Source organism: Pseudomonas sp. PDM20 (assembly GCF_014852575.3).
Taxonomy (GTDB): Bacteria; Pseudomonadota; Gammaproteobacteria; order Pseudomonadales; family Pseudomonadaceae; genus Pseudomonas.
On record NZ_CM181224.1, the window covers coordinates 2,930,364 to 2,953,802 of the forward strand.

The 23,439-nt window shown below is 66.1% G+C and carries 22 protein-coding genes; 7 read left to right on the top strand and 15 right to left on the bottom strand.

The features are described from left to right. The first annotated feature begins 441 nt into the window (after positions 1-441). A complete protein-coding gene (locus IB261_RS13450) occupies positions 442-1,782 on the top strand; it encodes an OprD family porin (protein ID WP_412548396.1) in 1,341 nt (446 codons plus the stop codon). A 51-nt stretch (positions 1,783-1,833) separates the two neighbouring features. Here the strand turns inward: IB261_RS13450 and IB261_RS13455 are convergent, their stop codons facing one another. Further along, the gene (locus IB261_RS13455) at positions 1,834-2,604 is read right to left on the bottom strand and encodes an alpha/beta fold hydrolase (protein WP_081517016.1); all 771 of its coding nucleotides are present in this window, start codon (positions 2,602-2,604) and stop codon (positions 1,834-1,836) included. 351 nt (positions 2,605-2,955) lie between these two features. Between IB261_RS13455 and IB261_RS13460 the strand changes: the two genes are divergently transcribed. Continuing rightward, positions 2,956-3,603: an alpha/beta hydrolase gene (locus IB261_RS13460; RefSeq protein WP_192382849.1), complete on the top strand. Its 648-nt coding sequence runs from the start codon at positions 2,956-2,958 to the stop codon at positions 3,601-3,603. A 1-nt stretch (position 3,604) separates the two neighbouring features. Here IB261_RS13460 and IB261_RS13465 read toward each other — a convergent pair whose 3' ends face one another. The 11 genes from IB261_RS13465 to IB261_RS13515 form a co-directional block, all read right to left on the bottom strand. Further along, positions 3,605-3,889: a gamma-butyrobetaine hydroxylase-like domain-containing protein gene (locus tag IB261_RS13465; protein WP_081517018.1), complete on the bottom strand. Its 285-nt coding sequence runs from the start codon at positions 3,887-3,889 to the stop codon at positions 3,605-3,607. Beyond that, a complete protein-coding gene (locus tag IB261_RS13470) occupies positions 3,886-4,869 on the bottom strand; it encodes a HEAT repeat domain-containing protein (protein ID WP_192382848.1) in 984 nt (327 codons plus the stop codon). The genes IB261_RS13465 and IB261_RS13470 overlap by 4 nt, the downstream gene beginning before the upstream one ends. Further along, the gene (locus tag IB261_RS13475) at positions 4,866-5,714 is read right to left on the bottom strand and encodes an ABC transporter ATP-binding protein (protein ID WP_192382847.1); all 849 of its coding nucleotides are present in this window, start codon (positions 5,712-5,714) and stop codon (positions 4,866-4,868) included. Before IB261_RS13475 ends, IB261_RS13470 begins: the two co-directional genes overlap by 4 nt. Further along, entirely contained in the window at positions 5,711-6,499 is a 789-nt protein-coding gene (locus IB261_RS13480; RefSeq protein WP_192382846.1) for an ABC transporter permease, read from the bottom strand. Before IB261_RS13480 ends, IB261_RS13475 begins: the two co-directional genes overlap by 4 nt. Before the next feature lie 50 nt (positions 6,500-6,549). Continuing rightward, positions 6,550-7,956 (bottom strand): ABC transporter substrate-binding protein, encoded by a 1,407-nt coding sequence (locus tag IB261_RS13485; protein WP_081517022.1) that lies wholly within the window; start codon positions 7,954-7,956, stop codon positions 6,550-6,552. 259 nt (positions 7,957-8,215) lie between these two features. Further along, complete coding sequence (locus IB261_RS13490) at positions 8,216-8,461, bottom strand: 4Fe-4S dicluster domain-containing protein (RefSeq protein WP_081517023.1); 246 nt, start codon at positions 8,459-8,461, stop codon at positions 8,216-8,218. 263 nt (positions 8,462-8,724) lie between these two features. Beyond that, positions 8,725-10,476: a fumarate reductase/succinate dehydrogenase flavoprotein subunit gene (locus IB261_RS13495; protein WP_192382845.1), complete on the bottom strand. Its 1,752-nt coding sequence runs from the start codon at positions 10,474-10,476 to the stop codon at positions 8,725-8,727. After that, positions 10,473-11,222: a GntR family transcriptional regulator gene (locus IB261_RS13500; protein WP_081517025.1), complete on the bottom strand. Its 750-nt coding sequence runs from the start codon at positions 11,220-11,222 to the stop codon at positions 10,473-10,475. Before IB261_RS13500 ends, IB261_RS13495 begins: the two co-directional genes overlap by 4 nt. A 395-nt stretch (positions 11,223-11,617) precedes the next feature. After that, positions 11,618-12,508, bottom strand: a complete 891-nt coding sequence (locus tag IB261_RS13505) for a TauD/TfdA dioxygenase family protein (RefSeq protein WP_192382844.1) — start codon at positions 12,506-12,508, stop codon at positions 11,618-11,620. A gap of 83 nt (positions 12,509-12,591) precedes the next feature. Continuing rightward, positions 12,592-13,497, bottom strand: coding sequence for a TauD/TfdA dioxygenase family protein (locus IB261_RS13510; protein WP_192382843.1), 906 nt, complete (start codon positions 13,495-13,497; stop codon positions 12,592-12,594). A gap of 57 nt (positions 13,498-13,554) precedes the next feature. Next, positions 13,555-15,924 carry a TonB-dependent receptor gene (locus IB261_RS13515; RefSeq protein WP_192382842.1) on the bottom strand — a complete coding sequence of 790 codons (2,370 nt, stop codon included), beginning with the start codon at positions 15,922-15,924 and terminating at the stop codon, positions 13,555-13,557. 310 nt (positions 15,925-16,234) lie between these two features. Here IB261_RS13515 and IB261_RS13520 point away from each other — a divergent pair, with 310 nt between their 5' ends. The 3 genes from IB261_RS13520 (at position 16,235) to IB261_RS13530 (ending at position 18,235) form a co-directional block, all read left to right on the top strand. After that, entirely contained in the window at positions 16,235-17,155 is a 921-nt protein-coding gene (locus IB261_RS13520; protein ID WP_192382841.1) for a LysR family transcriptional regulator, read from the top strand. A 208-nt stretch (positions 17,156-17,363) separates the two neighbouring features. Next, positions 17,364-17,816, top strand: a complete 453-nt coding sequence (locus tag IB261_RS13525; RefSeq protein ID WP_081517030.1) for a DUF4124 domain-containing protein — start codon at positions 17,364-17,366, stop codon at positions 17,814-17,816. 86 nt (positions 17,817-17,902) lie between these two features. Further along, complete coding sequence (locus tag IB261_RS13530) at positions 17,903-18,235, top strand: GNAT family N-acetyltransferase (protein WP_225606116.1); 333 nt, start codon at positions 17,903-17,905, stop codon at positions 18,233-18,235. 117 nt (positions 18,236-18,352) lie between these two features. On the opposite strand, the gene IB261_RS13535 is transcribed toward IB261_RS13530, so the two are convergent. Further along, a complete protein-coding gene (locus IB261_RS13535) occupies positions 18,353-19,021 on the bottom strand; it encodes a TIGR04211 family SH3 domain-containing protein (RefSeq protein ID WP_192382840.1) in 669 nt (222 codons plus the stop codon). A gap of 309 nt (positions 19,022-19,330) precedes the next feature. On the opposite strand from IB261_RS13535, the gene IB261_RS13540 reads away from it, so the two are divergent. Further along, positions 19,331-19,666 (top strand): co-regulatory protein PtrA N-terminal domain-containing protein, encoded by a 336-nt coding sequence (locus IB261_RS13540; protein ID WP_192382839.1) that lies wholly within the window; start codon positions 19,331-19,333, stop codon positions 19,664-19,666. Between the two features lies 1 nt (position 19,667). Here the strand turns inward: IB261_RS13540 and IB261_RS13545 are convergent, their stop codons facing one another. Together IB261_RS13545 and IB261_RS13550 are read right to left on the bottom strand one after the other, a co-directional pair. Continuing rightward, positions 19,668-21,053, bottom strand: a complete 1,386-nt coding sequence (locus tag IB261_RS13545; RefSeq protein WP_192382838.1) for a heavy metal sensor histidine kinase — start codon at positions 21,051-21,053, stop codon at positions 19,668-19,670. Further along, a complete protein-coding gene (locus IB261_RS13550; protein ID WP_081517035.1) occupies positions 21,050-21,724 on the bottom strand; it encodes a heavy metal response regulator transcription factor in 675 nt (224 codons plus the stop codon). The genes IB261_RS13545 and IB261_RS13550 overlap by 4 nt, the downstream gene beginning before the upstream one ends. Before the next feature lie 438 nt (positions 21,725-22,162). On the opposite strand from IB261_RS13550, the gene IB261_RS13555 reads away from it, so the two are divergent. Then, complete coding sequence (locus IB261_RS13555; RefSeq protein WP_192383239.1) at positions 22,163-23,374, top strand: TolC family protein; 1,212 nt, start codon at positions 22,163-22,165, stop codon at positions 23,372-23,374. The last annotated feature ends 65 nt before the right edge of the window (positions 23,375-23,439 follow it).

Here is a 23,439-nt window from a genome sequence, read left to right on the forward strand (position 1 = left end):
AAGGGTTGCCCGATCCTGCGGAAGTTGCCCGGCCAAGTTCAGGGGAAGTTCGCGGAAAGTACCGTCCGGATAACTCGGAAAGTGGCCGGGATAATTATCCGGAAATGGTCTGGAACGGCTGTTCCATAACTTTCCTTCAGGCAAAAAAAAGGCCGCCTGGGGAGGCGGCCAAACCAAAGGATGATGAAGTGGAGCAATCCTCCGGACGCTCTGGAGCGGGCATCCGGGACTCATGTTCTTCATCGGGGCGCAAGCTTAATGGCGCGGCTGGAAAATGCTTAATCATTCGTCTCGATATCGACTATCGACAGTGCTGGTTGGAGACGCAGACGGCGGATTGTTATCTCTTCGCTCGCTCTGCCTAGGGCGGGGAAACATAAGAAAGTTGTTCAGAAGTCACTCGATACACCTGCCAAGACAAGTCCAACAAAGGGGTAGCAGATGTCCGCGTTCCGTCTTTCAATGCTCGGTGCCTGTGTCAGTGCATCACTCGCCGGCATTCCGTTCCAGTTGGCGCAAGCCGCCGCCGTTTCCGACCAGTCCGAAGCCACCGGCTTCATCGAAGGCAGCAGCGCTTCGCTGCTGATGCGCAATTACTACTACAACAGCGATCGCAAGTCCGGGGCGGGTGACCGCAAGGACTGGACCCAGGGCTTTACGCTGAACTACAGCTCCGGCTTCACCCAGGGCACGGTAGGTTTCGGTGTCGAGGCCTTCGGTAACTGGGGTATCCGCCTGGATGGCGGCGCCGGCACCTCCGGCACCGGCAACCTGCCGGTGCGTGACGATGGCTCGCCGGAAAGCGAGTACGGCCGTGCCGGCGGCGCGGTGAAGCTGCGTGTGTCGAAAACCGAACTGCGCTGGGGCGATCTGCAGCCCACCGCACCGGTGTTCGCCGCTGGTGGCACGCGCCTGTTCCCGCAGACCGCCACCGGTTTCAACGTGCTCAGCAGCGAGATCGCCGGGCTGGATCTGGACGGCGGCCACTTCACCGGTGGCAACGGCCCGGTGACCACCAACGGCGACCACGGCATCTGGGCCTCCTACGCCAACGTCGAGGCCAGCAGCATCGACTACGTGGGCGGCAAGTACGCGGTCAACGACGCGCTGAACTTCTCGCTGTATGCGTCCAAACTCGAAGACGTGTGGCGCCAGTACTACGGCAACGCCAACTACACGCTGCCGCTGGCGGATGACCAGTCGCTGAACTTCGACTTCAACCTCTACCGCACCAATGACGACGGCAGCGCCAAGGCCGGCGAGATCAGCAACACCACCTGGTCCGCCGCTGCTGCGTACACCTTCCTCACCGCGCATACCCTGACGCTGGCGTACCAGAAGGTCCACGGCGATACGCCGTTCGACTACGTGGCCTTCGGCGTCAACGGCCCCGGCGACACGGGCGACTCGATCTTTCTCGCCAACTCCATCCAGTACTCGGACTTCAACGGTCCGGAAGAGAAGTCCTGGCAGATGCGCTACGACCTGGCGATGGCCACCTACGGCGTCCCCGGCCTGAGCTTCATGGCCCGCTACGTCAACGGCCATGGCATCGACGGCACGAAAATGGCCGCCGACAGCCCTTACCGCGGCTATGGCTATGGTGAGGACGGCAAGCACCACGAGACCAACCTGGAAGCGAAGTACGTGGTGCAGTCCGGGCCGGCGAAGGACCTGTCCTTGCGCCTGCGCGAGGCGATCCACCGGGGCAACGCCGACCAGGCCGAGGGCGACGTCAACGAGTTCCGCCTGATCGTCGACTACCCGCTGTCGATCCTGTAATGGCTGGCACCGGCGCCTCGTTCCGGGGCGCCGGTGCGGCACCTCGCGGGTCTAACAGGCGAGGTGGGAAATTGCCTGCGCCAGGCCATCCGGGTTGTCGTAGGCGATCATGTGCCCGCTATGGGCAACGATCTCAACCCGGCAGCCGGCCTGGTGATACAGACGGATGTCGTTGAGCGGTGTGTTGTCCGAGAGGATCACGGCCTTCCTGGGGGTACGCAGCATTTTCAGTGCCTCGATCCATGCGCCTGCGTCGTAGTCGGCGAGCGCCGCGCCGGCCCACTGGTAGATGGCCTGGGGTGAGCAGATCTGGAAAGGACCGAGCCAGGCTTCGTTGTCGCCGTCTTCCCCGAGTCGTTCGAGCAGCTGTGAAAAGCCGATGGCGACAAACTCGCTCTCACTCATGGAAGTGATGGATTCGAGCAGGGCAATGCCATAGTCGCTGAGACCGGGTTGGCAGAGGATCAGCTTGTTGACCTTGTTCGGCAGGGCGGCTGCGAGCTTGAGAGCGATGAAGGCGCCGGCGCTGTGGCCGAACAGGCCGCAGCGGTTGACGCCGGTGCTGAGAATCCAGCTTTCCAGCGTCTGGGCCTGGGCGGTTGTGCCGTAGAGGGTGGCGTCGGGCTTGTCGCTGAAACCGGCGCCGGGCAGGTCCACCAGCCAGGAGCGGCGCCGGCAATAGGCGTCCGATGCGATGACCGCGGGGTAGTCACTGGTCGATGCGCAGCCCAGGCCGTGAATGTAGATCAGGGGTGACGCTCCGTAGCAGACGTCTTGCCAACGCAGCAGGTCCTTCTGCTCGTCAAAGGGGTAGGTATTCATGTCTCACACTCCCATTGGGATTGCAGAACCTGGAGGCTTGCGGAAGACGCACGAGACGGCATGACAGCTTCTTCGTGCGTACCGTCATGGGCATGGCGGTGAGCTGAGGTTAGGGGCGGTGACAGGCCTGCGGGGTGGCAGTTCGGGCGAGGTTGAAACCGGTCAAGTTTGGGTCTGCTTTTCTTGTGGGAAGCGTCAGTTTGTTCGTCATTCGTTTGCCACTCCCGATGAAGGGGAGAACGACATCCGATCCGCTGTTGTCCTGGCGGACCCGCGGCGAGGCTTGCCTGCCATGACGCGCAGAAGCACCGGTCCTACAATGCGGGTTCCCTCCCGTCCCAAGGAAATCCCATGCCCGCCGAAGAACAGCGCAGCACACAACTGATCGATGGCCCGGTGGGCAAGCTGCAGTTGCTGATCGACCGGCCGGACTTGCCGGTGCAAGGCCTCGCGCTGATCAGCCATCCGCAGCCGCTGCTCGGCGGCAGCCCGAAACACCGCGTGCCGCTGACCCTTTCGCGCAAGCTCTGTGGCGCCGGCTGGATGACCGTGCGGCCGAGCTTCCGGGGTGTGGATGGCAGCGAGGGCGAGTACGCCGAAGGCATCGGCGAGGCGCAGGACATGCTCGCGGTGATCGCGCACCTGCGTAGCGAGTATCCGCAGCTGCCGCTGGCGCTGGTGGGCTTTTCCTTCGGAGCCTATGTGTTCGCCCGTGTTGCCGGCATGCTCTCAACGCCTGCGGCTGCCATCGTCCTGATGGGTTTGCCGGTGGGCACCGTACCCGGTGGCCGCGACTACGAAGCACAGGACCTGCCTGCCGATTGCCTGCTGCTGCATGGCGAGGCGGACGAGATGGCGCCGCTGGCGAACCTGCTCGACTGGGCGCGCCCGACGCAGCGCGAGGTGGTGCTCTACGCCGGCGCGGACCACTTCTTCAAGGGTTGCCTGGAGCGCGCGGTGGAGCGTGTGCTGGAGCACCTGTCCCGCGCGATCACCTGAGTTATCTCCGTCCCAGTTCGCGCAGGTAGGACCAGGGGTAGATACCCCGGTCGTGGCCATCGTCGAACACCAGCTGTACGCCATAACCCTGCAGGTTCAGTTCCTGCAGGACGACTCCGGCGCAGACCAGCTCGATGCGCCCCTGAAGGCGCGCCGCCCGGCACTGCGAGCAGGGGCAGGCGCCGCGCAGGCGGGTGAAGGCGATGCACTGCTCGACGCCGTCGTCCCAGCGGATGCGCAATTCCCTGTCGGCGCTGGAGCGGTGCAGTGCGACGGGTGTGTTCACGCTGACTGCCCCAGTTGGGTGAGGGCGATACGCACGGCCTTGCGGACTTCCGGGTCGCCGTCGTTTTCGGCGTTGCGCAGCGCCTCGATGGCGTCGCCGCTGCCGAGTTCGCCCAGGGCCAGCGCCGCCTCCTTGCGCAGGTTGCTGATGCCGTGGCCGAGCACGCTCTTCAGGCCTTCCAGCGCCGGCAGGTAACGCAGCTTGCCGAGCGAGCGGGCGGCGCGCAGGCGTACCTGCCAGAAGTCGTCTTCCAGTGCCTGCACCAGCGCATCACCGGCTTCCGGCAGGGCCAGCTTGCCGAGGGTGCCGGCGGCTTCCTCGCGCACCTGCCAGGCCGGGTCGAGCAGCGCCGCCTGCAAGGCCGGCAGCACGCTGGCGTCGATGGCCAGACCGAGGGCGCCGGCAGCCGCGCGGCGGACTTCGGCGTCCGGATCGTCGCGGGTCAGGCGTGCCAGGTGCGGCAGCGCGTCGGTGCGCTTGAGCCAGCCGAGGATGCCCACGGCTTCGCGACGCACGCCGGCGTCGCTGTCGTCCAGCGCTGCCAGGGCCGGTTCGGCGGCCACTTCCAGACGCAGTTCGCGCAGGGCGCGCAAGGCGCTGCGGCGGACGAAGAGGTCGGCATGGGTCGCCCAGGGCAGCAGGCGCACGCCGGCCTCGGCGGTCTTCAGTTCGCTCAGGCTCTGGGCGGCGGCTTCGCGTACTTCATTGTCGCTGTCGGCCAGGGCCTGGCAGAGGGCGTCCACCACCTCGGGTTCTTCCCAGGCTTCCAGCAGGCGCGCGGCCTCGGCGCGGACGCTGGCGGCGGCGTCATGGTTCAGCGCGTGGGCGAGCCAGGGCAGGCCATCGGGTTCTTCCAGGTCGGCCAGTTCGATCAGGGCGATGCGCCGTACGCCGGCGTCGGCGTCCTGCAGGCGTGGCTGGAGGTCGAGGATGTCGGGATTGTCGGTGCTGATGCGGGATGAGGGATTGAAGTCGGTCATATGGCGAATCGCGGTATCCGTTGTGGAGTGGGCAGGCCCAGTGGCGTCAGGCGCGGCAGCTGGCGGCCGTCTTCGTGGCGCAGCAGTTCCAGGCAGTGGCGCTTGAGCCGGGAGAATTCCGGGCTGGTGAGCAAATCGGCGTGGCGCGGGCGCGGGAAGTCGAGGCGGATGTCTTCGAGGATGCGTCCGGGTCGGGGGCTCATCACCAGGATGCGGTCGGCGAGGAACAGCGCCTCGTCGATGTCGTGGGTGATGAACAGCACGCTGGTGCGCAGGCGCGTCCAGATGTCCAGCAGCAGCTCCTGCATCATCATCCGCGTCTGCGCATCGAGGGCGCCGAAGGGTTCGTCCATCAGCAGCAGGCGCGGCTGATTGATCAACACGCGGGCGATCTCCACGCGCTGCTGCATGCCGCCGGAGAGCTGCGATGGCCAGCGCCCCGCAAAACCGTTCAGGCCCACCAGCTGGAGCATCTCGTCCGCCTGGCGATGGCGCTCGGTGCGGGGCACGCCGCGCATCTTCAGGCCGAAGGCGACGTTGTCGCGCACCCGCCGCCAGGGCAGCAGGGTGTGGTGCTGGAACACCATGCCGCGCTCGGGCGACGGCCCGGCGACGCTCTGGCCGTCCACTTCCAGCTGGCCGGCGCTGGGCCTCAGGTGCCCGGCCAGGGCGCCGAGCAGGGTGGACTTGCCGCAGCCGGAGGGGCCGAGCACGCAGACGAACTCGCCGGGCTCGATGGAAAAACTAAGCGACTGCACGGCCTCGAAGGCGTCACGGCCGCTGCCCAGGTGGATCGACAGACCGTCGACGCGTACGCGCCCCGGTGCGCTGGCGGGCAGGGTCATGGCTTGCCTCCGGCCTGGCGCTGCCAGGGCGTGACCAGGGCGCCGAGCTGGCGTACCAGCAGGCTGCTCGCCATGCCGAGCACGCCGATCAGCAGCATGCCGACGACAATGTCGGGGTAGTTCTGCAAGGTGTAGGACTCCCAGGTGTAGTAGCCGATGCCCCATTGCCCGGAGATCATCTCGGCGGTCACCAGGCAGAACCACGAGGTGCCCATGCCGATGGCCAGGCCGGTGACGATGCTCGGCGCGGCGCCGGGCAGCACCACTTCGCGCAGCAGCGCCAGGCGCCCGGCGCCGAGGCTGCGGGCGGAGGCGAGCAGGCGCGGGTCGACCGCTTCGACGCCGTGGATGGTGTTGAGCAGGATGGGGAACAGCGCGCCGGTGAAGGTGATGAAGATCATCGACAGCTCGGAGCTGGGGAACATCAGGATCGCCAGCGGAATCCAGGCCACCGCCGGGATCGGCCGCAGCACTTCCAGCGGTGGCAGCAGGCTGTCGCGCGCCCAGCGCCCACGGCCGATGACCAATCCGAGGAGGATGCCGGAAAAAGCCGCGAGCAGGTAACCGGCGAGCACCCGCAGCAGGCTGCTGCTCAGGTGGCGGCCGAGCTTGCTCGATTGCGCGAGGTTCCAGGCGGCGTCGAGCACGTCGCGCGGGCCGGGCACGTTGGCGAAGGTGACCACGCCGAGGTTGACGTGGCGCGCGCTGAGCACCTGCCAGAGTACGAGGCAGACCAGCAGCGAGGCCAGGCGCAGGCTCCAGCGGGTGAGGGGGGTGGTGTTCATCTGCGGTCTCCGCCAGCCCCGGCGCGCGGGCGCCGGGGCGGGTTGTCGATTCAGCGGCTGGCCACGGCCTGCTGGCTGGCGGCGGCGAAGTCGGCGACTTCACCACCGTGCTGACGGGCGAAGGCATCGGCCTGTTCGCGCAGCAGGAAGGCATCCAGTGCGCCGTCCTTGCCGCGCACGAACCAGGCCTGCCCGGCGAGCAGCTTGATGCCGCTGTCGCTGGCCTGGGCGTACACCGCGCGGATGTCCTTGCCCTGTTGCTTGAGTTCGGCCAGCTGACCCAACGCCTCCTTGGCGGTCGCGTAGCTACGCACTTTCGGCTCACCGCGCACCCAGATCTGCGCGACCTTGCGGGTATCGCTGATCGGCTGGTCGGTCAGCGCGTCATTGCCCAGCAGCGGCTGTTGCGCGTAGTTCTTCAGCGCGGCGTCGTAGTCGGCACCGGAGGCCTTGAAGGCGGCGCGGAGGTAGCGGTCGTCGACGAACTGGTCGACGTTCAGCCCGCGGTCGGCTTTCTTCAGCAGCTTCAGGGTATCGATGGCGGTGGCTACGGCCTGGCGGTATTCGGGTTTCCAGGTCAGGTCCCGCGTCTGCAGGCCGAGCGGGCCGTGGAACAGGTAGTTCACCTCGGCCGGAATGCCGGCGACCTTCTCGATCAGCTCGCTGTACTTCTCCGGGTCTTGCGCCAGCAACTGGTTGGCTTCGTAGGTGGCGCGCAGGTAAGCCTCGACGATTTCCGGGTACTTCTGTGCGTAGTCGGCTTCCACCAGCGCGCCGTGGAAGGTCGGCGCCTTGGCCTGGGAGCCGTCGTAGATCTTGCGGGCGATGCCACGGCTTTCGAACAGCTCGGCGAAGGGCACGAAGTCGGCGTGGGCGGCGATCTTGTTGGCCTGCAGGGCGGAGCCGGCGACTTCCGGCGGCTGCGCGATGATGGTGACGTCCTTCTCCGGGTCCCAGCCTTGTGCCGCGATGGCGCGCAGCAGCAGGCCGTGGGCGGTGGAGGCGAAGGGCACGGAGATGGTCTGGCCCTTGAGTTCGGCCAGCGACTGCACCTTGGAGGCGGCGGGCACGACAATGCCATTGCCGCTGCCGTCGATGCTGCCCGAGAGCACGCTGATGAACAGGCTGCGCTTGCCGGCGGCCTCGTGGGCGACGCCGTTGAGCGAGCCGGGGAAGTCGGCCATGGCGCCAAAGTCGAGCTTGCCGGCGACCATCTCGTTGGTCAGCGGCGCGCCGCTGGTGAAGTTCTTCCACTGCACGTCGTACTGCGCGTCCTTGTATGCGCCGTCGTGGGGCAGGTACTTGTCGAGCAGGCCGAGTTCGCGGATCAGCAGGCCGCCAGCGGCGCAGTTGATGGTGGTGTCCTGGGTGCCGATGGCGACGCGGATCGTTTCCGAATGGGCGGAAAGACTGGCAATGGCGAGCGCAAGGCCGGCCAGGGTGGTGCGCAAGGTCATGGGTGTTCCCCTCGAATCATCAGTGTTGGAATCGTCTCCGCCGCAGGCCTTGCGGTGGGAAACGAGGGGCGGTGCATCAGGCGTCCGGCGGTGGGGCCGGATGGCGTTTCTGGTTATCGGTGTCGTCCTGCGTTCACCTGCAGGAGCCGCGTCGTAGCACCGTAGGGCGGATAACCTGGAACAGGTTATCCGCCGATGGATCCATGGCGGATAACGCTGGCGCGTTATGCGCCCTACGGAGCTGCACGGGACGGCGGTCTCAGCGCAGGAGGTAGGGAATCTCGACCTTCACCGCGCCGGTCGGGCAGTCCTTCTCGCAGGGCATGCAGTACCAGCATTCGTCGAAGGCCATGTAGGCCTTCTGGGTGGCGGGGTTGATCGCCAGCAGGTCCATCGGGCAGACCTCGACGCAGACGGTGCAGCCCTTGTCGGCGATGCACTTGTCCTCGTCCACCGTCACCGGGGCGCTGGAGCGGAAGAAGATTTCCTGGGGTTGGTAGGCCATTGCACGCGGTCCTCATGGTGTTGCTTGCCGGCCGTCGTGGCGGTCGGCTGATTCTGTTCGGTGTTCCTGGGTGGTTCTGGTGCTCGGGGTCTTCCCTCACCCTAACCCTGGCTGCGCGCCCCGCTCCAGAGGGAGAGGGGACTGTCCTGAGCGGTGAAGAAATCGGCGCTCGCCGGCTGACGACATTGTCGCCCTTCGCGCCGAACGACCCCCTCTCCCTCTGGGAGAGGGCTGGGGTGAGGGGCTCCTCGGCGAACGACCTACTATGCCGCCTCGCTCTTCACCCGCAGCTTCTCGTAAGCCTGCTGCTCATCCTCATCCAGCGCGATCACATAAGGCTCGATGGGCTTCTTGAAACTGGTCATCGCGCCGTCTTCGCCCTTCTTCAGGTGCGCATGACAGAACCACTCGGCATCGTTGCGCAGCGGATAGTCGACGCGATGGTGGTACAGCCCCCAGCGGCTCTCGGTGCGGAACAGCGAGGCGCGGGCGGCCATCTCGGCGCAGTCGCGGATCACGCTGACTTCCATGGCGCGCATCAGTTCGTGGGGGTTGCTGGCCTTGAGCTGGTCGAGGTCGCGGGCGATCTCGGCGAAGCGCTGCAGGCCGATCTCCATCTTCTTCGTCACCTTGGGCGGCTGCAGGTAGTCGTTGACCATGCGCCGCAGCTTGTACTCGACCTGCGCCGGCGGCAGGCCGTGCTCGCGCTTGAGCGGGGCGAAGACGCGTTCGCGCTCTCGCTCGACCTGGGCGGCATCGACTTCGCTGAACTCGCGCCCGGCCACGTACTGTGCGGCGTTGGCCCCGGCGAACCAGCCGTAGGTGAAGGCCCCGAGCATGTAGTTGTGCGGCACGGCGGCCATGTCTCCGGCCGAATACAGGCCCCTGACGCTGGTCTCGGCCTTCTCGTTGACCCAAACGCCCGAGGCCGAATGGCCGGAGCAGAAACCGATCTCCGAGATGTGCATCTCCACCATCTGCTGGCGGTAGTCAGTACCGCGCCCGGCATGGAATTGGCCACGGCTGGGGCGTTCGTTGCTGTGGAGGATGTCCTCGATGGTCTGGATGGTTTCCTCGGCCAGGTGGTCGAGCTTGAGGAACACCGGACCGTTGCCGCCTTCGAGTTCCTGGTGGAACTCCCACATCATCTGGCCGCTCCAGTAGTCGCACTCGATGAAGCGCTCGCCCTTGCTGTTGGCGGTGTAGCCGCCCAGCGGGCCGGTGACGTAGGCGCAGGCCGGGCCGTTGTAGTCCTTGATCAGCGGGTTGATCTGGAAGCACTCCAGGTTCGAAAGTTCCGCCCCCGCGTGGTAGGCCATGGCATAGCCGTCGCCGGCATTGGTGGGGTTCTCGTAGGTGCCCATCAGGTAGCCGGAGGAGGGCAGGCCCAGGCGGCCGGCGGCGCCGCAGGCGAGCACCACGGCCTTGGCGCGGATCACCTGGAACTGTGCAGTGCGGCAGTCGAAGCCGAGCAGGCCGTTGACCGCGCCGTCTGCATCGGTCAGCAGGCGGGTGACCACCAGGCGGTTGGTGATCTCGATGCGTGCACGCTTGAGCTGGCGGTACAGCACCTTCTTGATGTCGTGGCCCTCGGGCATGGGCAGCACGTAGGCACCCATGTGGTGGACCTTCTTCACCGCGTAATCGCCGACTTCGTCCTTCTCGAATTTCACGCCCCAGCGGTCCAGCTGCTGGAGGGTCTCGAAGCTGTGGGTGGCGTAGGCGTAGACCGCCGCCTGGTTGACGATGCCGTCGTTGGCGACGGTGATTTCCTTGGTGTACTGCTCGGGCGTGGCGTGGCCGGGAATGATCGCGTTGTTCAGCCCATCCATGCCCATGCTGATGGCACCGCTGCGCTTGACGTTGGCCTTGTCCACCAGCAGCACGCGCAGCTCGCGGTTGGCTTCCTTGGCCTTGATCGCCGCCATCGGGCCGGCGGTGCCGCCGCCAATCACCACGATGTCGTAGGCGAGTTCCTTGTCCGCGGGTACCTGGGAGAGGTCGAACTGGCTCATTGGTGCTGTCCCTTGTGGCGGTCGATGCGCAGGCGGTACTGGAAGGCATCGCCGCGGTAGTAGAGGTGTTCGTAGTCCAGTGGCGCGCCGTCGGCGGTGTGGGTCAGGCGCTCGATGCGCATCACCGGCGAGCCTTCCTGCACCTCCAGCGCACGGGCCAGTTCGGCGTCGGCGAGGATGGCGTCGATGGCCAGGTCGGCATGGCCCAGGGGCAGGGCGCAGTCGTTCTCGAGGATCAGGAAGATGTCGCGGCTGACCAGGTCGGCTTTCTCCAGGCGTTTGCCGACGTGCTCGGGCAGCCAGGTGATCTCCAGCGACACCAGCTCGCGGTTGACCAGGCGGGCCCGCTTGATCTGCACCACGTTCTCGCCCTCGGCCACCTGCAGGCGGGCGGCGACCTGGGCGTTGGCCGGCACGGTCTTGAAGCTGCGCAGGCGGTTGATCACCTCGTAGCCGCGCTGGGTCATGGATTCACCCAGGCCCTGCAGGGTGCTGACGTTCTGGAATGCCTTGGGCTTGGCGACGAAGGTGCCCTTGCCGTGGATCTTGAAGATCAGCCCTTCCTTCTGCAGGTCGCCCAGCGCCTGGCGCACGGTGATCCGGCTGACTTCGAAGGCCTTGCCCAGCTCGGCCTCGGAGGGCATGCGGCTGAGCGGCGGATAGGTGCCGTCGAGGATGCGCGTACGCAGGACTTCCTTGAGCTGGCTGTAGAGGGGAACGGGGGAGAGGGGGAGTAGTTCGGCCATAGTTCATAACTTGTTATGACGAGTTGCCGAAACTATAAAAGGAATAATTGATTCAGGACAAGAAACGATTTGGCATAAGCATAGAGAGCGTTGTCTGCAGGGCTTTTCGGGGGATTGCGGCGGATATCGCTGGTGCGTATTCACCCTACGGGGCTGGAGGTTCCTACAAAATTAAAGGCCCCTCACCCTAACCCTCTCCCGCAAGCGGGAGAGGGGACTGTCCTGAGCGGTTCTGAAATCGGCGCTCGCCGGGTGACTTCATTTTCGCCAATCGCACCGAACGGCCCCCTCTCCCTTTGGGAGAGGGCTGGGGTGAGGGCAAGTCTCGCCGCGGATACTCCGGTTCGTAGGGCGCATAACGCGCCAGCGTTATCCGCCGCAGGTGGGACGGTGCCTCAGAACGGCCGGCTGCCGGAGAGACTGATGCGCTTCAGGCGGCGCTTCTCGCTCGCCGGGAACGCATTGCGGCCATGCAGCACGGCCTGGTTGTCCCACCAGACGATGTCGCCGACCGACCATTTGTGGCTGTAGATCAGCTCGGGCTGCTGCAGGTGTTCGCGCAGTTTCTCCACCAGCGCGGCGCCCTGCTGCGGGTCGGCGCCGGGGATTTCCACTTCGGTGTGCACGGAGAGAAACAGCACGCGCTTGCCGTTCTCCGGGTGGGTGCGCACCAGCGGGTGTTCGGTGCCCTGGATCGGCTCGATGTCCGGGGTGCGGTAGCGCACGAAGGTGCCGTTGTAACCGCCACTCTTCAGGCGGATGAATGGGTTGTAGTTGATCAGGCGCAGCGGGTCGATCTCGGCGCGGGTTGCTTCATCCAGCGTCTCGTAGGCGCGGGCGAGGTTGGTGAACTGGGTTTCGCCGCCGGTCCTGGGCACCTCCAGCGCGTAGAGGAAGGAGCCGGAGGAGGGCACCGGGGTCCACTGGTGGTCGACGTGGGCGGGCAGCGCGAAATTGCCCAGCTCGCCGTCTTCGGTGTTGGCCACCTTGACGATGTCCGGGGCCTTGCCGTCGGCGCCGGAGGACAGCACCGGCACGTCGGCGGGCGGCTGGAACACCGCCCCGAACAGGGTGGCGAAGCGCAGGTACTGCTGATCGTCGAGCTGCTGGTCCTTGAAGATCAGGATGTGGTGCTCGCGGTGGGCCTGCCTGATCGCCAGGATCTGTTCCGGCGTCAGCGGCTCGCGGGCGTCCAGCCCGCGCACTTCGGCGCCCAGCGGAGCGTCGAGGGGGACGATGGCGAAGGGTTCGGGGGTGGATTTCGGAAGGGCGTTGGATTGAGTCATCGGGATAATCCTGAGTGGGGGGATTGCCTCTCCCTGAAGGGAGAGGGTCAGGGAGAGGGGATCCTGGCTTTTATGGTTAAGGCTCAAGCCTTCTTGATCGTCCGGCTGCGCTGTCCGTCGACGCCCACCGGCACATCGCCGTCGAGGGTCACGCGGCGCACGATGCGCGGCTGGGTGCCGTAGTCGTCCACGGCGTAGTGCTGGGTCGCGCGGTTGTCCCAGATGGCCACGTCGCCCGGCTGCCAGCGCCAGCGCACGGTGTTCTCCAGGCGCGTGACATGGCTCTGCAGCACGGCGAACAGGTGCGCCGAGTCATGCTGCGAGAGGCCTTTCAGACGCTTGACGAAGTGCCCCAGCAGCAGCGTTTTCTCCCCGCTGACTGGATGCACGCGCACCACCGGGTGCTCGGTCTCGTAGACGGTGGAGGTGAACACCTTGCGGTACTCCTCCAGGCGCGCCGGGTCGAAGTTCGGGCGGATGCCGGCGTAGTCGTACTCGTTGCTGTGCACCGCCCAGAGCGAATCGGCCAGGGCCTTGAGCTCCGGCGTCAGGTCGTCGTAGGCGCTGGCGGTGTTGGCCCAGACGGTGTCGCCACCGGCCTCGGGGGCCACCACGTTGCGCAGGATCGAGGCTTTGGGATAGGCGTCGACGAAGGTCACATCGGTGTGCCAGGAGTTGGCGCGGCGGCCCTGGGCGCCGTCCAGTTCCAGCAGGTAGTGGGTGCCTTCCTGCACCGGCACGGTGGGGTGGGCCACCGGGTTGCCGAGCAGCTGGGCGAAGGCCTCCTGGCCCTGGTCGTCGAGGTGCGTCTGGCCGCGGAAGAAGATCACCTTGTGCTTCACCAGCGCCGCCTGGATGGCGTCGGTGGTGGCGGCGTCCAGCTCGCCGGACAGTTTCACGCCGCGAATCTCGGCGCCGATGCGGCCGGCAACCGGGTGGATGTCGAGGCTTACTGCGTGCTGCTGGATAGCTTGTGCTGCGTTGCTCATCTCATCGTCCTCTTGCAGTGGCAATAGAGCCGCGCGCCGGGGCGCGGCGGATGGGGATCAGAAGTCGTAGCGAACCGAGGCGCCCAGGGTGCGCGGCTGCCCCACCGAGGCGGTGTAGGAGCCGTTGATGCTGGCGAAGGCGGCCAGGTAGTAGTCCTTGTCGAAGGCGTTCTTCAGCCAGACCGAAGCATCCAGTTGGCCGTCGCCGAGGTCCTTGCGCAGGCCGACGGAGAAGTTCGCCAGGCCGTAGCCGTCGATCTTCGAGAGCTCGGAGTTGTCCAGCGTGCCTTCGGCCTCGGAGCGGTAGGAGTAGCTGCCGGTCACGTAGGGGCGGATGCCGTCATCGAGGTTCCAGGCGTATTCGCCGTTGAGGTTGGCGATCCACTTCGAGGCGCCGACCACGCGGTCCCCGGTGAGGTCGCAGGTGGCCGGGGCATTGGGTTGAGTGGAGATTTCCGCCGGGCACGGGGCGTCCTTGAACGACAGGTAGGTGACGTCGTTGTAGGAGCCGTTGAAGTTCAGCGTCAGGCCGCGAACGGGCAGGGCGGTGGCCTCGAACTCCAGGCCGCGCGAGCGCACGCTGCCGGCGTTGGAGAGCACCGAGACCAGCTGGGTCGAGCCCGGCGGCTGGTACAGGGTGGTCGCCTGGTAGCCGTGGATGCCCGTCCAGAAGAGGTTGGTGTTGAGCTGCAGGTGGTTGTCGAACAGGGTCGTCTTGATCCCCAGTTCGGCGTCGTTGGCGCGTTCCGGGCCGACCAGCAGCGAATCCGCGCCCGCCGTCGGGGCGCTGGCCACGGCCAGGTTCACACCACCGGATTTCTCGCCATGGGACAGTGAGGCATAGCCGAGGAAGTCATCGGTGAACTGGTAGCTCAGGCTCAGCAGCGCCGAGGGCGCGAAGCTGTAGAGGCTTAGGTCGCCCGAGTCATACGCGCCCAGCTGGTTGCGCCGTACCACGGCGCCGACGCCAGCTACCGGTGCGCCGCCGACCGGGTCGAAGCGCTCGACTTTGGCGTCCTTCTCCTCGTAGGTGCCGCGCAGGCCGGCGGTGAAATCCAGCTTGTCGGTGAGGTGCCAGGTGCCCTGGGCGAACAGGGCGAAGCTGTCGGTCTCGATCTTGCCGTTGGCTTTCGAGTAGGTGTTGTTCAGCGCATTCAGGTCGGTGCCCAGCAGGTAGCGGTCGGCCAGCGGGCCGTAGCTGGTGAAGGTCTTGTTGCCCAGGTTCTGATTGAACGCATAGGCGCCCAGCACGTAGTCGAAGAAGCCGCCGGTGGGCGAGGCCAGGCGGATTTCCTGGGAGAACTGGCGGTCGTGGACTTCCACGCCGGTGTTGTTGATCGCCGAGACGTCGAGCTGCTCGTCGTTGGCCGGGGTGAAGTGCCAGTAGCGGTAGGCGCTGATGGCGGTCAGCTTGTAGCCGCCATTGAGGTTCCAGTTGGCCTCCACCGAGCTGCCGCCCTGGTGCACGCTGACATGCTGGCGAGCGTTGATGTTGACCTTGTGCCGGTCCGGATCGCGCACTGGCGAGGCACCCACCGAGGCGGCGCGCTGCCAGAAGCGGTCGGCGGCACCGTACACCACCATGCTGCCGTTGCTCGAATCCTCCTCGTTGTAGTCGTTGATCCAGCGCAGGTCGAAATCCTCGTTGGGCTTGAACAGCAATTGCCCGCGGATGCCCTGGCGCTCGCCGCCATTGAGGGTGTTGTCGTCGTGGATGTTCTTGATGTAGCCGTCATCGCGGGTGCGGTAGGCCGAGACGCGCCCGGCCAGGGTGTCGGTCAGGGCGCCGGAGACGCTGCCCTTGCCCTGGAAGTAGCCGTCCTGGCCACCGGAGACCTCGACGCTGCGCTCGGGGGTGAAGGTCGGCGCGCGGGTGCTGATGTTCAGCACGCCGGCCGTGGTGTTCTTGCCGAACAGCGTGCCCTGTGGGCCGCGCAGCAGCTCAAGCTGCTCGATGTCCAGCAGGTCGAACACCGCCATGCCGGGGCGGCCGAGGTAGACGTTGTCCAGGTAGACCCCGGCGCTGCCTTCCAGCCCGTCGCTGGCCGGGTTGTTGCCGATGCCGCGCACGGCAATGCTCGATTGCCGCGCGTGAATGAAGGCCACGTTCACGCTGGGCAGGATCTGCTGCAGGTCCTGCACCTTGTAGACGCGCTGGGTCTCCAGGGTCTCGCCGCCGACCACGGTGATCGGCGTGGGCACCTTCTGCGAGTCTTCCTCGCGGCGGCGGGCGGTGACGGTGACCTTGCCCAGGGTGGCGTCGGCCTTGGCGGGCGCTGCGCTCACGGGCTTGGCAGTATCACTGGTAGTGCTGCCGTCCTCGGCTTCCTCGGCGAATACCGGCAGGGCGCCGCCCAGGGCCAGCAGGAAAATGGCCTGGCGCAGCCGGTGGGGCTTAAAGGGGAAGGGCGAATGTCTCGAAGTCATGCTGTGTCCTTGTCTCTGCACGCTGTTCGCGGGCAAAACGGGGCCGCGCCAGGCAAAAGTGGCGAACGACGTTTTTCGTTGTGGGTGGGTGCGGCTTTGGCTGTCAGCGACAGCGGGACAGGCACATTCGCGAGGAAAGGAGGTGCAGGGCTGGCATCGGGCGACTCCTGGTCTGAGCTATATTCTTAGTTCATAAAAGAATAGATGTTTGTTTTATTCTTCGTTGACGGAATAAGAGCTTGCATTTAAAACCAGCGCATACCCAGCGGCAAATGCCTTTGCCCACTATTTTCAATGCCGGAAATGCATCATGGATCTGCGCCAACTCCGCTACTTCATCGCCCTCAACGAACACCGCAGCTTCGTTCGCGCCGCCGACGCCATGGGCATCACCCAGCCGGCGTTCAGCCGCAGCATCCAGGGCCTGGAGCAGGAACTGGGCTGCCGCCTGGTGGACCGTGGCAGCAAGGACCTGCGTCCGACCCCCGAAGGCCAGGTGGTGCTGCAGCACGCGCTGAGCCTGGTGCAGGGCGCCAATAACCTGAGCCACGCGGTGGCCCGTCTGAACAAGCTGGACTCTGGCGAGCTGCGCTTCGGCAGCGGGCCGGCGCCGGCGCAGAAGCTGGTGTCCGATGCGGTGTCACGCTTCGTCCAGCGCTACCCGCGCATCCACATCCAGTTCGGCGTGGACAACTGGGAGCGCCTGGCGCGCAGCCTGAGCCGCGAGGAGATCGAATTCTTCGTCGCCGACATCCGCCATTTCGAAGCCGATCCGAACTTTCAGACCCGCGCGCTGAAGCCGCGCAGCGGGCTGTTCTTCTGCCGCGAGGGGCACCCGCTGCTGGCCAAGGAGAGTCTCTCCACCAACGACATGTTCGCCTACCCGCTGGCGGCCACGCTGATCCCGCCCAGCGCGCGGAAGATGCTCGCCAACCTCAGCGGCAAGATCGACATCAGCACCAACGTGCAGTGCGAAGACATGGCCTCGCTGGTGCGCATCGTCAGCCAGACCGACGCCATCGGCATCGCGGTGGAAGAGGCGCTGAGCGAACCGATGGCGCGTGGCGAACTGGTGCGCCTGCACTTTCGCAACCTGCCGCAGAACGTCGACATCCTCCAGGCACGCTGCGGAATCGTCACCCGCAGCGGCGACCGCCTCTCGGCGGCGGCGCGGGCGATGATCGAGCTGCTGGCGGACCTGGATGCGGGCGTGGAAAGCGAGGTGGCGTGAGGCAGCGGCAGAGTGCTTGACGCCGGCCCTGCCGGTGGATCGCGGGCGTGGCGCGCTGCCGCGACTTGAGCCAAGACCGTGCCGGAAGGATTTACCGAACCTTTACAGAGCCCCCAAGAACTCGCTCGGACAGTGCATGTCAATCTGATAGCAATCCCAAGGGTCCTGTTTACAGGCATACCAATGGAGTGGTCAGGAGCATTGCATCATGCGCTTCCCATTCGTCGTGGTCCTTCTGGCCGCGCTGGGTTTCAACACCGCGCAAGCCGAGATCTACAAGTGCACTGTCGAAGGTCGAACGACTTTTTCCCAACATCCCTGCTCCGCCGATGCAATCCTCGTCAAACCCGCTATTTCTCCCCAGCCGACCGACGAAGAGCTCACGCAGCAGGAGGCCGCCAACCAGTCTGTTCGCGTCGCAGCAATGGGGCGCTGGAAATTCCACAAGGTGACGTTCCTGCGCAAGAGACTCAGCAGCCTCGATGGCCGCATTGCCGCATTATTAAAGGAGCGGGGCGCGCGCCTGGATAATCTGCAGCAGGATGCGCTGGCTGAAATTGACGTCGTGAATCTGCAATACAGCGTGGACCTGCAGCGCTTGATGGAGGAGCGAGCGGACGTCAAATCACGCCTGGAAGGTATGCTGAGTGCGCCGAGATGAGATTCGGTCGATTCTGCCAGTTGCCACCGGGACCTGACGGATGCGATGGTCAGGTCGTACTGCTTGTTCCTGCCATGGAAACTGCAATGAGCCTCTCGCTCCGCCCCGCCCGCATCACCGATGTCCCCTTCGTCCAGCGCGGTGAAGAGGCCTATATCCGCCAGTGGGAGCCTGCCCATGAGGAGCGCTGGCGAGAAGACTTCGACCGCCACCTGGCGCGCTGGCTGGAGCACTTCGAGCGGCTGACCATCGCCGAGCTCGATGGCGAGAGCGTCGGCTACAGCCTCTGGTTGCCCGAAGCGGGCAGCGCGGAGCTCTGCACCCTGGGCGTCAGCGAGGCTTGGCGGGGAAAGGGCGTCGGTGCAGCGCTGTTGCAACGTTACATCGCCGATGCCCGGCAGGAGGCTACCTGCGGCTGAAGCTCAGCGTGCGCCCCGACAACCCGGCGCGGCGTCTGTACGAACGCGCCGGATTCGAACCGCAGGGCAGCGACGCCCTGGGTTACCGGCAATACGAATTGCGCATCGACTGAAGCGTCAGACCCACTCGGTGCTGCGTTTGCGGCGCACGCGCAGCATGGTCGGCAGGATCAGCCCGGCGAGCAGGCCGGCGCCGGCGATGCTGCCGCCATAAGCCATGTAGCGCATCAGCACCTGCTTGTTCTCGTCGCCCAGTTGCGCCTGGGTATCGCGCAGCTGCGAGCGCGCCTGGTTCAGCTCGGCGTCCAGCGCGCTGCGCGCGGCCTGCAGCTCATCGATGAGCTTCTTGCGCGCGTCCAGGGTTTCCTGCATGCCCTGCACACGGTTCTTCCAGGAGTCGTCGATGGTCTGCAACTGGGTGGTCAGCTCGGTGACCTTCTGTTCCAGCGAGGGCAGGCGTTCTGCCTGGCCGGGCTTCTCCTGCAGGTCCTTGCTGGCGATCCACACGGTGCTGCCGCTGTCGCTGCGCACCTGGCTGTAGTCGCCGGAGGTGCTGACCAGCTGGACCTTCTGCCCGGAGGTCAGGGTGCCGACGATGCGGTAGCCGTCGGTGGGGCCGCTGCGCACGTAGGTACTCAGACTGTCGTTCACCCAGCGCGCGTTGCTGGCGGGCTCCTCGGCCTGGGCCGGAGCGCCGGCGGCCAGCAGGCTGGCGAGCAGGCAGGCACCGAGGGCGCGGGTCTGGAGGGGAGAAACTCGTGCGGGGAAGCGACGCGATAGGGACATGGGCAATCTTCACATGACTTGGAACGAAACCCGCCTTGCGGGAGCGAAAACGTCGGCCGGGCAACTTATTGAGAACTGACCGGGTGGCCAATGGCCAGGAAACCCACCCGGGGGGCCGACAGCACACAGACAGTTGTCGGACGCCGAGAGTTCACCGTTGGGAAAATGCACGGATGAGTGGTGGGAAATTGCCTGCTTTGCCGCAGTGGCCCGTGCGCCGGATAACCGAATCGTCATCCTTGCCTCAGCTTCCCGTTAGCGGCGGCCTCTTAAGGTGGAGTCACTTTCAACCACCACGAGGTGACTGCCATGAAATTCTCCCGCATCTTCCTGACCGCCGCCCTGCTGGGCGCTTCCTCCCTGGCCCTGGCTGACGGTGGCGGCGACATCACCTTCGCGCGCATGGAGCAGGCCCGCCAGCAGGTCATGCAGGCCCGCCAGGGTGCACCTTCACCGACGCAGATCGCCGAGGCCAAGCAATACACCTACGGGATGAACCTGGACATCGCCGAAGTCGTGGCGGTGACGCCGATGAGCAGCGACTGCGGCGTGGTGCCGGTGCAGCTGCGCTACAAGGACTCCTTCGGTGACGAACAGGCCATCGAGTACCGCACCGAGCGCGTTGCCTGCCGCGCCACCCGCTGACTCAGTCAGGTGAAGCGGGGAATCTCAGGAGGAAGCGCGTCGGCCCTTCCTCCGAGCTCTGCGCGCTGGCCGAGCCCAGGTGCAGCTCCATGATCGAGCGCACGATGGCCAGCCCCAGGCCGGTGCCGCCCTGTGCCCGCGAACGGCCCTTGTCGACCCGATAGAAGCGCTCGAACAGGTGCGGCAGGTGTTCGGCGGCTATGCCCGCGCCGGGGTTCTGCACCTGCAAGGTCACGGCTTCGCCATCGTCCCGCACCTGCACGCTGATGCGCTCGCCCCCGGGCGTGTGGCGGATGGCGTTGGACAGCAGGTTGGATATCGCGCGCTGGATCATCAGCCGGTCACCCACCACCCGCCCGTGACCTTCGATGACAATGGAGAGCGACTTCTCCTCGGCGCTGAAATCGAACAGCTCGGCGACCTTCGCCGCTTCCTCTTCCAGCCGCACCGGCTCCTGCGGCAGCAGCGCGCGCGGATGGCTGACCTGGGCGAGGAACAGCATGTCGCTGACGATCCGCCCGACCCGTTCCAGTTCCTCGGTACTTGCCGCCAGCACCGCCTCGTACTCTTCCTTTTCCCGTGGCCGCGACAGCGTCACCTGAGCCTTGCCCAGCAGGTTGCCGATGGGTGAGCGCAGCTCGTGGGCGATGTCGTCGGAGAACTGCGTGAGCTGCTGCACGCCGCCATCCAATCGGTGCAGCATCAGGTTCAGTGCCCGCGCCGCCTTGCCCAGCTCCCGTGGCAAGTCCTGCAGCGGAATGCGGTGGCTGAGGTCCTGGGTGGTGACCCGCGAGGCCACCTGGCCGAACTGGCGCAACGGTAGCAGGCCGCGCTTGGCCACCAGGCGCGCGCCAAGGGCGATCAGCAGCAGCAACGGCGGCACCGCCAGCCAGGCCGAACGCAGGAAGGCGCCAAGCAGGGCGTCGTCGTCGCGCCGATCCAGGGTCAGGAACACCCGCAGGCTGTTGCCGTCGCGCAGACGGACAAGGCTGCGTTCGGTGAGCAGGCGGCGACCGTCCGCCGTGGTCCAGCCGAAGGCGCGGCCGTTGCCGGCGAACTCGTCGAGTTTCGGCAGGTCGGTAGTCGGCCCGCTGCTGAATTGCGCCGGCCGTCCGCGTTGCTCATCGAGCAGCGCGGCGCTGAGGTTGTCGTGGCCCATCAACTGGTCCTGCAGGGCATGGCCGCGCAGGGGCAGGGCGGCGAGGCCGGGGTCGGCCTCCAGCGCGTGGCGCAGTTGTCCGAGCTTGTCCTCCAGCTCGCGGTGGGCGCGCTGGTCCAACTGATGGTCGAGGGCGAGGTAGGCGAGGGTGAGCAGCAGGGCCATCAGCACCGACCCCAGCACGCCGACCCACAGGCCGATGCGCAGCGACAGGCTGGCCGCCTTCATGCGCGGGACTCCAGCACGTAGCCGACCCCGCGCAGGGTGTGGATCAGCTTGTCGGCAAAGGGATCGTCGACCTTCGCGCGCAGGCGGCGGATGGTGACTTCCACCACGTTGGTGTCGCAGTCGAAGTTCATGTCCCAGACCAGCGAGATGATCTGCGTGCGCGAGAGCACTTCGCCGCTGCGGCTCATCAGCAGGTGCAGCAGGGCGAACTCCTTGCTGGTCAGGTCGATGCGCTGGCTGTCGCGGTAGGCGCGATGGCGGCCGGGGTCCAGCTCCAGCCCGCCGATCTGCAGCACCTGCGGCTGGTCGATGCGCTCGCTGCGGCGCATCAGCGAGCGAACGCGGGCCAGCAGTTCAGGGAACTCGAAGGGCTTGAGCAGGTAGTCGTCGGCGCCCAGGTCGAAGCCTTTCACCCGCTCGGTGAGACGGCCGCGGGCGGTGAGCATCATCACGCGGATGTCGCTGTGCTGGCGCAGGCTGGCGAGCACATCCCAACCGTCCATCTGCGGCAGGTTCACATCGAGAATGACCAGGTCGTAGGCGCACTGCCGGGCCAGGTGCAGGCCGTCGACGCCGTTGTCGGCGCGGTCGACGACATAGCCGCTTTCACTCAGTCCCTGTTGCAGATAATCGGCCGTCTTGTGGTCGTCCTCGATGAGCAGGATTTTCATGGATAGTTACCCGGTAATTACGTGAAGAGTGGTGCCGCAGGCGCAGGGAAGTTCATACCGCCAACGAGAAAGGCGCGCAGTCTAGAAGCTGTAGCGACTTCAGGGTCAACCGTGGCGATGTCGCATTTCTGGCTGGGGGCGGAGTACTGAAAGTTCTGTAGGTCGCTGGTCTGTAAGGGATTTCAGAAGGGCTTCAGTTTGTCCGGAGTGCCGCGAATTGTTTCCTGAAGTTACCTGGAAGAGGCGCGGGGCCTTTTTAAATACATACAACGGGAAGTCGGCAGATGGCCAATTACATGTTTGTAATTATCCAGTCACCTTGTCGCTAGAGAGGCACTTCTAGATTCGCCGGTGGAAATGACGGGATGCCGTCGAAGTTGACTCCACCGAGCGAGGTTCGCCGTGTTTTCAAGACGTACTGGATTTGCCGTGCCGGCCATGCTGCTGGGGTTGCTGCTCTGGCAGTTGCCAAGCGGGGCGCAGGCCCGCGAGATCGGCATCGAGGATGCCCTGCAGGCCGCCGCCGGCGGCAACCCCGAGCTGGCCGCCAGCGGCCGGGAAACCGGCATCGCCCAGGGATTGCGCGATCAGGCCGGCCTGCTGCGCAACCCGACGCTGTCCTGGGACCAGGAGGGCACCGATTCGCGCAATCGCACCACCACGATCGGCATCAGCCAGCCGCTGGAGCTGGGCGGCAAGCGCGGTGCGCGGGTGGAGCTGGCCGAGCGCGGCCAGGACGTTGCCGCACTAGGCCTGCAGGCGCGGCGCAATCAGCTGCGTGGCGACGTGATCGCGGCTTTCTACACGTCCTTGCGCGCCCAGGAGCGGGAGCGCCTGGCACAGCAGTCGGTGGAACTGGCGCAGCGTGGTGTGACTGCGGCCGAGGGGCGCGTGCGTGCTGGCAAGGCACCGCCGCTGGAGGCCAACCGCGCGCAGGTGCAACTCGCCGAAGTACGCCTGGAGCAGTCCCGCGCCCGCCGCGAGCGAGCCGATGCCAACCAGGCGCTGGCCGCGCTGATGGGCTTGGCACTGCCGGATTTCAGCGGCGTGCGCAGCGACAGCGTCGAACCCTTGCCCGGCCTGCCCAGCAGCAACCAGCTGCTCGACCGCCTGGGCGACAGCGCGGAAATGCGCCTGGCGCAGACCCGCATCGATCAGGGCGAGGCCGCTGTGCGGCTGGCGAAGACCCAGCGCATTCCCGACCTCGACGTCAGCGTCGGCACCCAGGAGGCCATCGACGCCGGCAACCGCGACCGCATCGCGGTGATCGGCTTCAGCCTGCCGCTGCCGCTGTTCGACCGCAACCAGGGCAACATCCTCGCAGAATCCCGCCGCGCCGATCAGGCCCGTGACCTGCGCAATGCCACCGAACTGCGCCTGCGCCAGGAAACCCAGCAGGCGCTGCAGCAGTGGAGCACCGCCCAGGGCGAGGTGAATGCCTTCCGCCAGACCATCCTGCCCAGCGCGCAGACCGCCGTGGAGAGCGCCACGCGCGGCTTCGAGATGGGCAAGTTCGGCTTCCTCGAAGTGCTCGACGCCCAGCGCACCCTGATCACCGCCCGCGACCAGTACCTGCGTGCGCTGGCCCAGGTCAGCGATGCCTGGGGACGGATCGAAAGGGTCTACGGCGATGTCGGCGCGGCCCGCTAAGCGCCGCTGCGCCTGGTTCGGTCTGCTGCTCGTGAGCCTGACACCGTCTGCCGCCGCGCCGACCG

Bases quoted from the DNA above. Each gene is read 5' to 3' on its own strand.
- IB261_RS13450 (WP_412548396.1), top strand. From the start codon at position 442: ATGTCCGCGTTCCGTCTTTCAATGCTCGGTGCCTGTGTCAGTGCATCA.
- IB261_RS13455 (WP_081517016.1), bottom strand. From the start codon at position 2,604: ATGAATACCTACCCCTTTGACGAGCAGAAGGACCTGCTGCGTTGGCAA.
- IB261_RS13460 (WP_192382849.1), top strand. From the start codon at position 2,956: ATGCCCGCCGAAGAACAGCGCAGCACACAACTGATCGATGGCCCGGTG.
- IB261_RS13470 (WP_192382848.1), bottom strand. From the start codon at position 4,869: ATGACCGACTTCAATCCCTCATCCCGCATCAGCACCGACAATCCCGAC.
- IB261_RS13475 (WP_192382847.1), bottom strand. From the start codon at position 5,714: ATGACCCTGCCCGCCAGCGCACCGGGGCGCGTACGCGTCGACGGTCTG.
- IB261_RS13480 (WP_192382846.1), bottom strand. From the start codon at position 6,499: ATGAACACCACCCCCCTCACCCGCTGGAGCCTGCGCCTGGCCTCGCTG.
- IB261_RS13485 (WP_081517022.1), bottom strand. From the start codon at position 7,956: ATGACCTTGCGCACCACCCTGGCCGGCCTTGCGCTCGCCATTGCCAGT.
- IB261_RS13490 (WP_081517023.1), bottom strand. From the start codon at position 8,461: ATGGCCTACCAACCCCAGGAAATCTTCTTCCGCTCCAGCGCCCCGGTG.
- IB261_RS13495 (WP_192382845.1), bottom strand. From the start codon at position 10,476: ATGAGCCAGTTCGACCTCTCCCAGGTACCCGCGGACAAGGAACTCGCC.
- IB261_RS13500 (WP_081517025.1), bottom strand. From the start codon at position 11,222: ATGGCCGAACTACTCCCCCTCTCCCCCGTTCCCCTCTACAGCCAGCTC.
- IB261_RS13505 (WP_192382844.1), bottom strand. From the start codon at position 12,508: ATGACTCAATCCAACGCCCTTCCGAAATCCACCCCCGAACCCTTCGCC.
- IB261_RS13510 (WP_192382843.1), bottom strand. From the start codon at position 13,497: ATGAGCAACGCAGCACAAGCTATCCAGCAGCACGCAGTAAGCCTCGAC.
- IB261_RS13515 (WP_192382842.1), bottom strand. From the start codon at position 15,924: ATGACTTCGAGACATTCGCCCTTCCCCTTTAAGCCCCACCGGCTGCGC.
- IB261_RS13520 (WP_192382841.1), top strand. From the start codon at position 16,235: ATGGATCTGCGCCAACTCCGCTACTTCATCGCCCTCAACGAACACCGC.
- IB261_RS13525 (WP_081517030.1), top strand. From the start codon at position 17,364: ATGCGCTTCCCATTCGTCGTGGTCCTTCTGGCCGCGCTGGGTTTCAAC.
- IB261_RS13530 (WP_225606116.1), top strand. From the start codon at position 17,903: ATGAGCCTCTCGCTCCGCCCCGCCCGCATCACCGATGTCCCCTTCGTC.
- IB261_RS13535 (WP_192382840.1), bottom strand. From the start codon at position 19,021: ATGTCCCTATCGCGTCGCTTCCCCGCACGAGTTTCTCCCCTCCAGACC.
- IB261_RS13540 (WP_192382839.1), top strand. From the start codon at position 19,331: ATGAAATTCTCCCGCATCTTCCTGACCGCCGCCCTGCTGGGCGCTTCC.
- IB261_RS13545 (WP_192382838.1), bottom strand. From the start codon at position 21,053: ATGAAGGCGGCCAGCCTGTCGCTGCGCATCGGCCTGTGGGTCGGCGTG.
- IB261_RS13550 (WP_081517035.1), bottom strand. From the start codon at position 21,724: ATGAAAATCCTGCTCATCGAGGACGACCACAAGACGGCCGATTATCTG.
- IB261_RS13555 (WP_192383239.1), top strand. From the start codon at position 22,163: ATGCTGCTGGGGTTGCTGCTCTGGCAGTTGCCAAGCGGGGCGCAGGCC.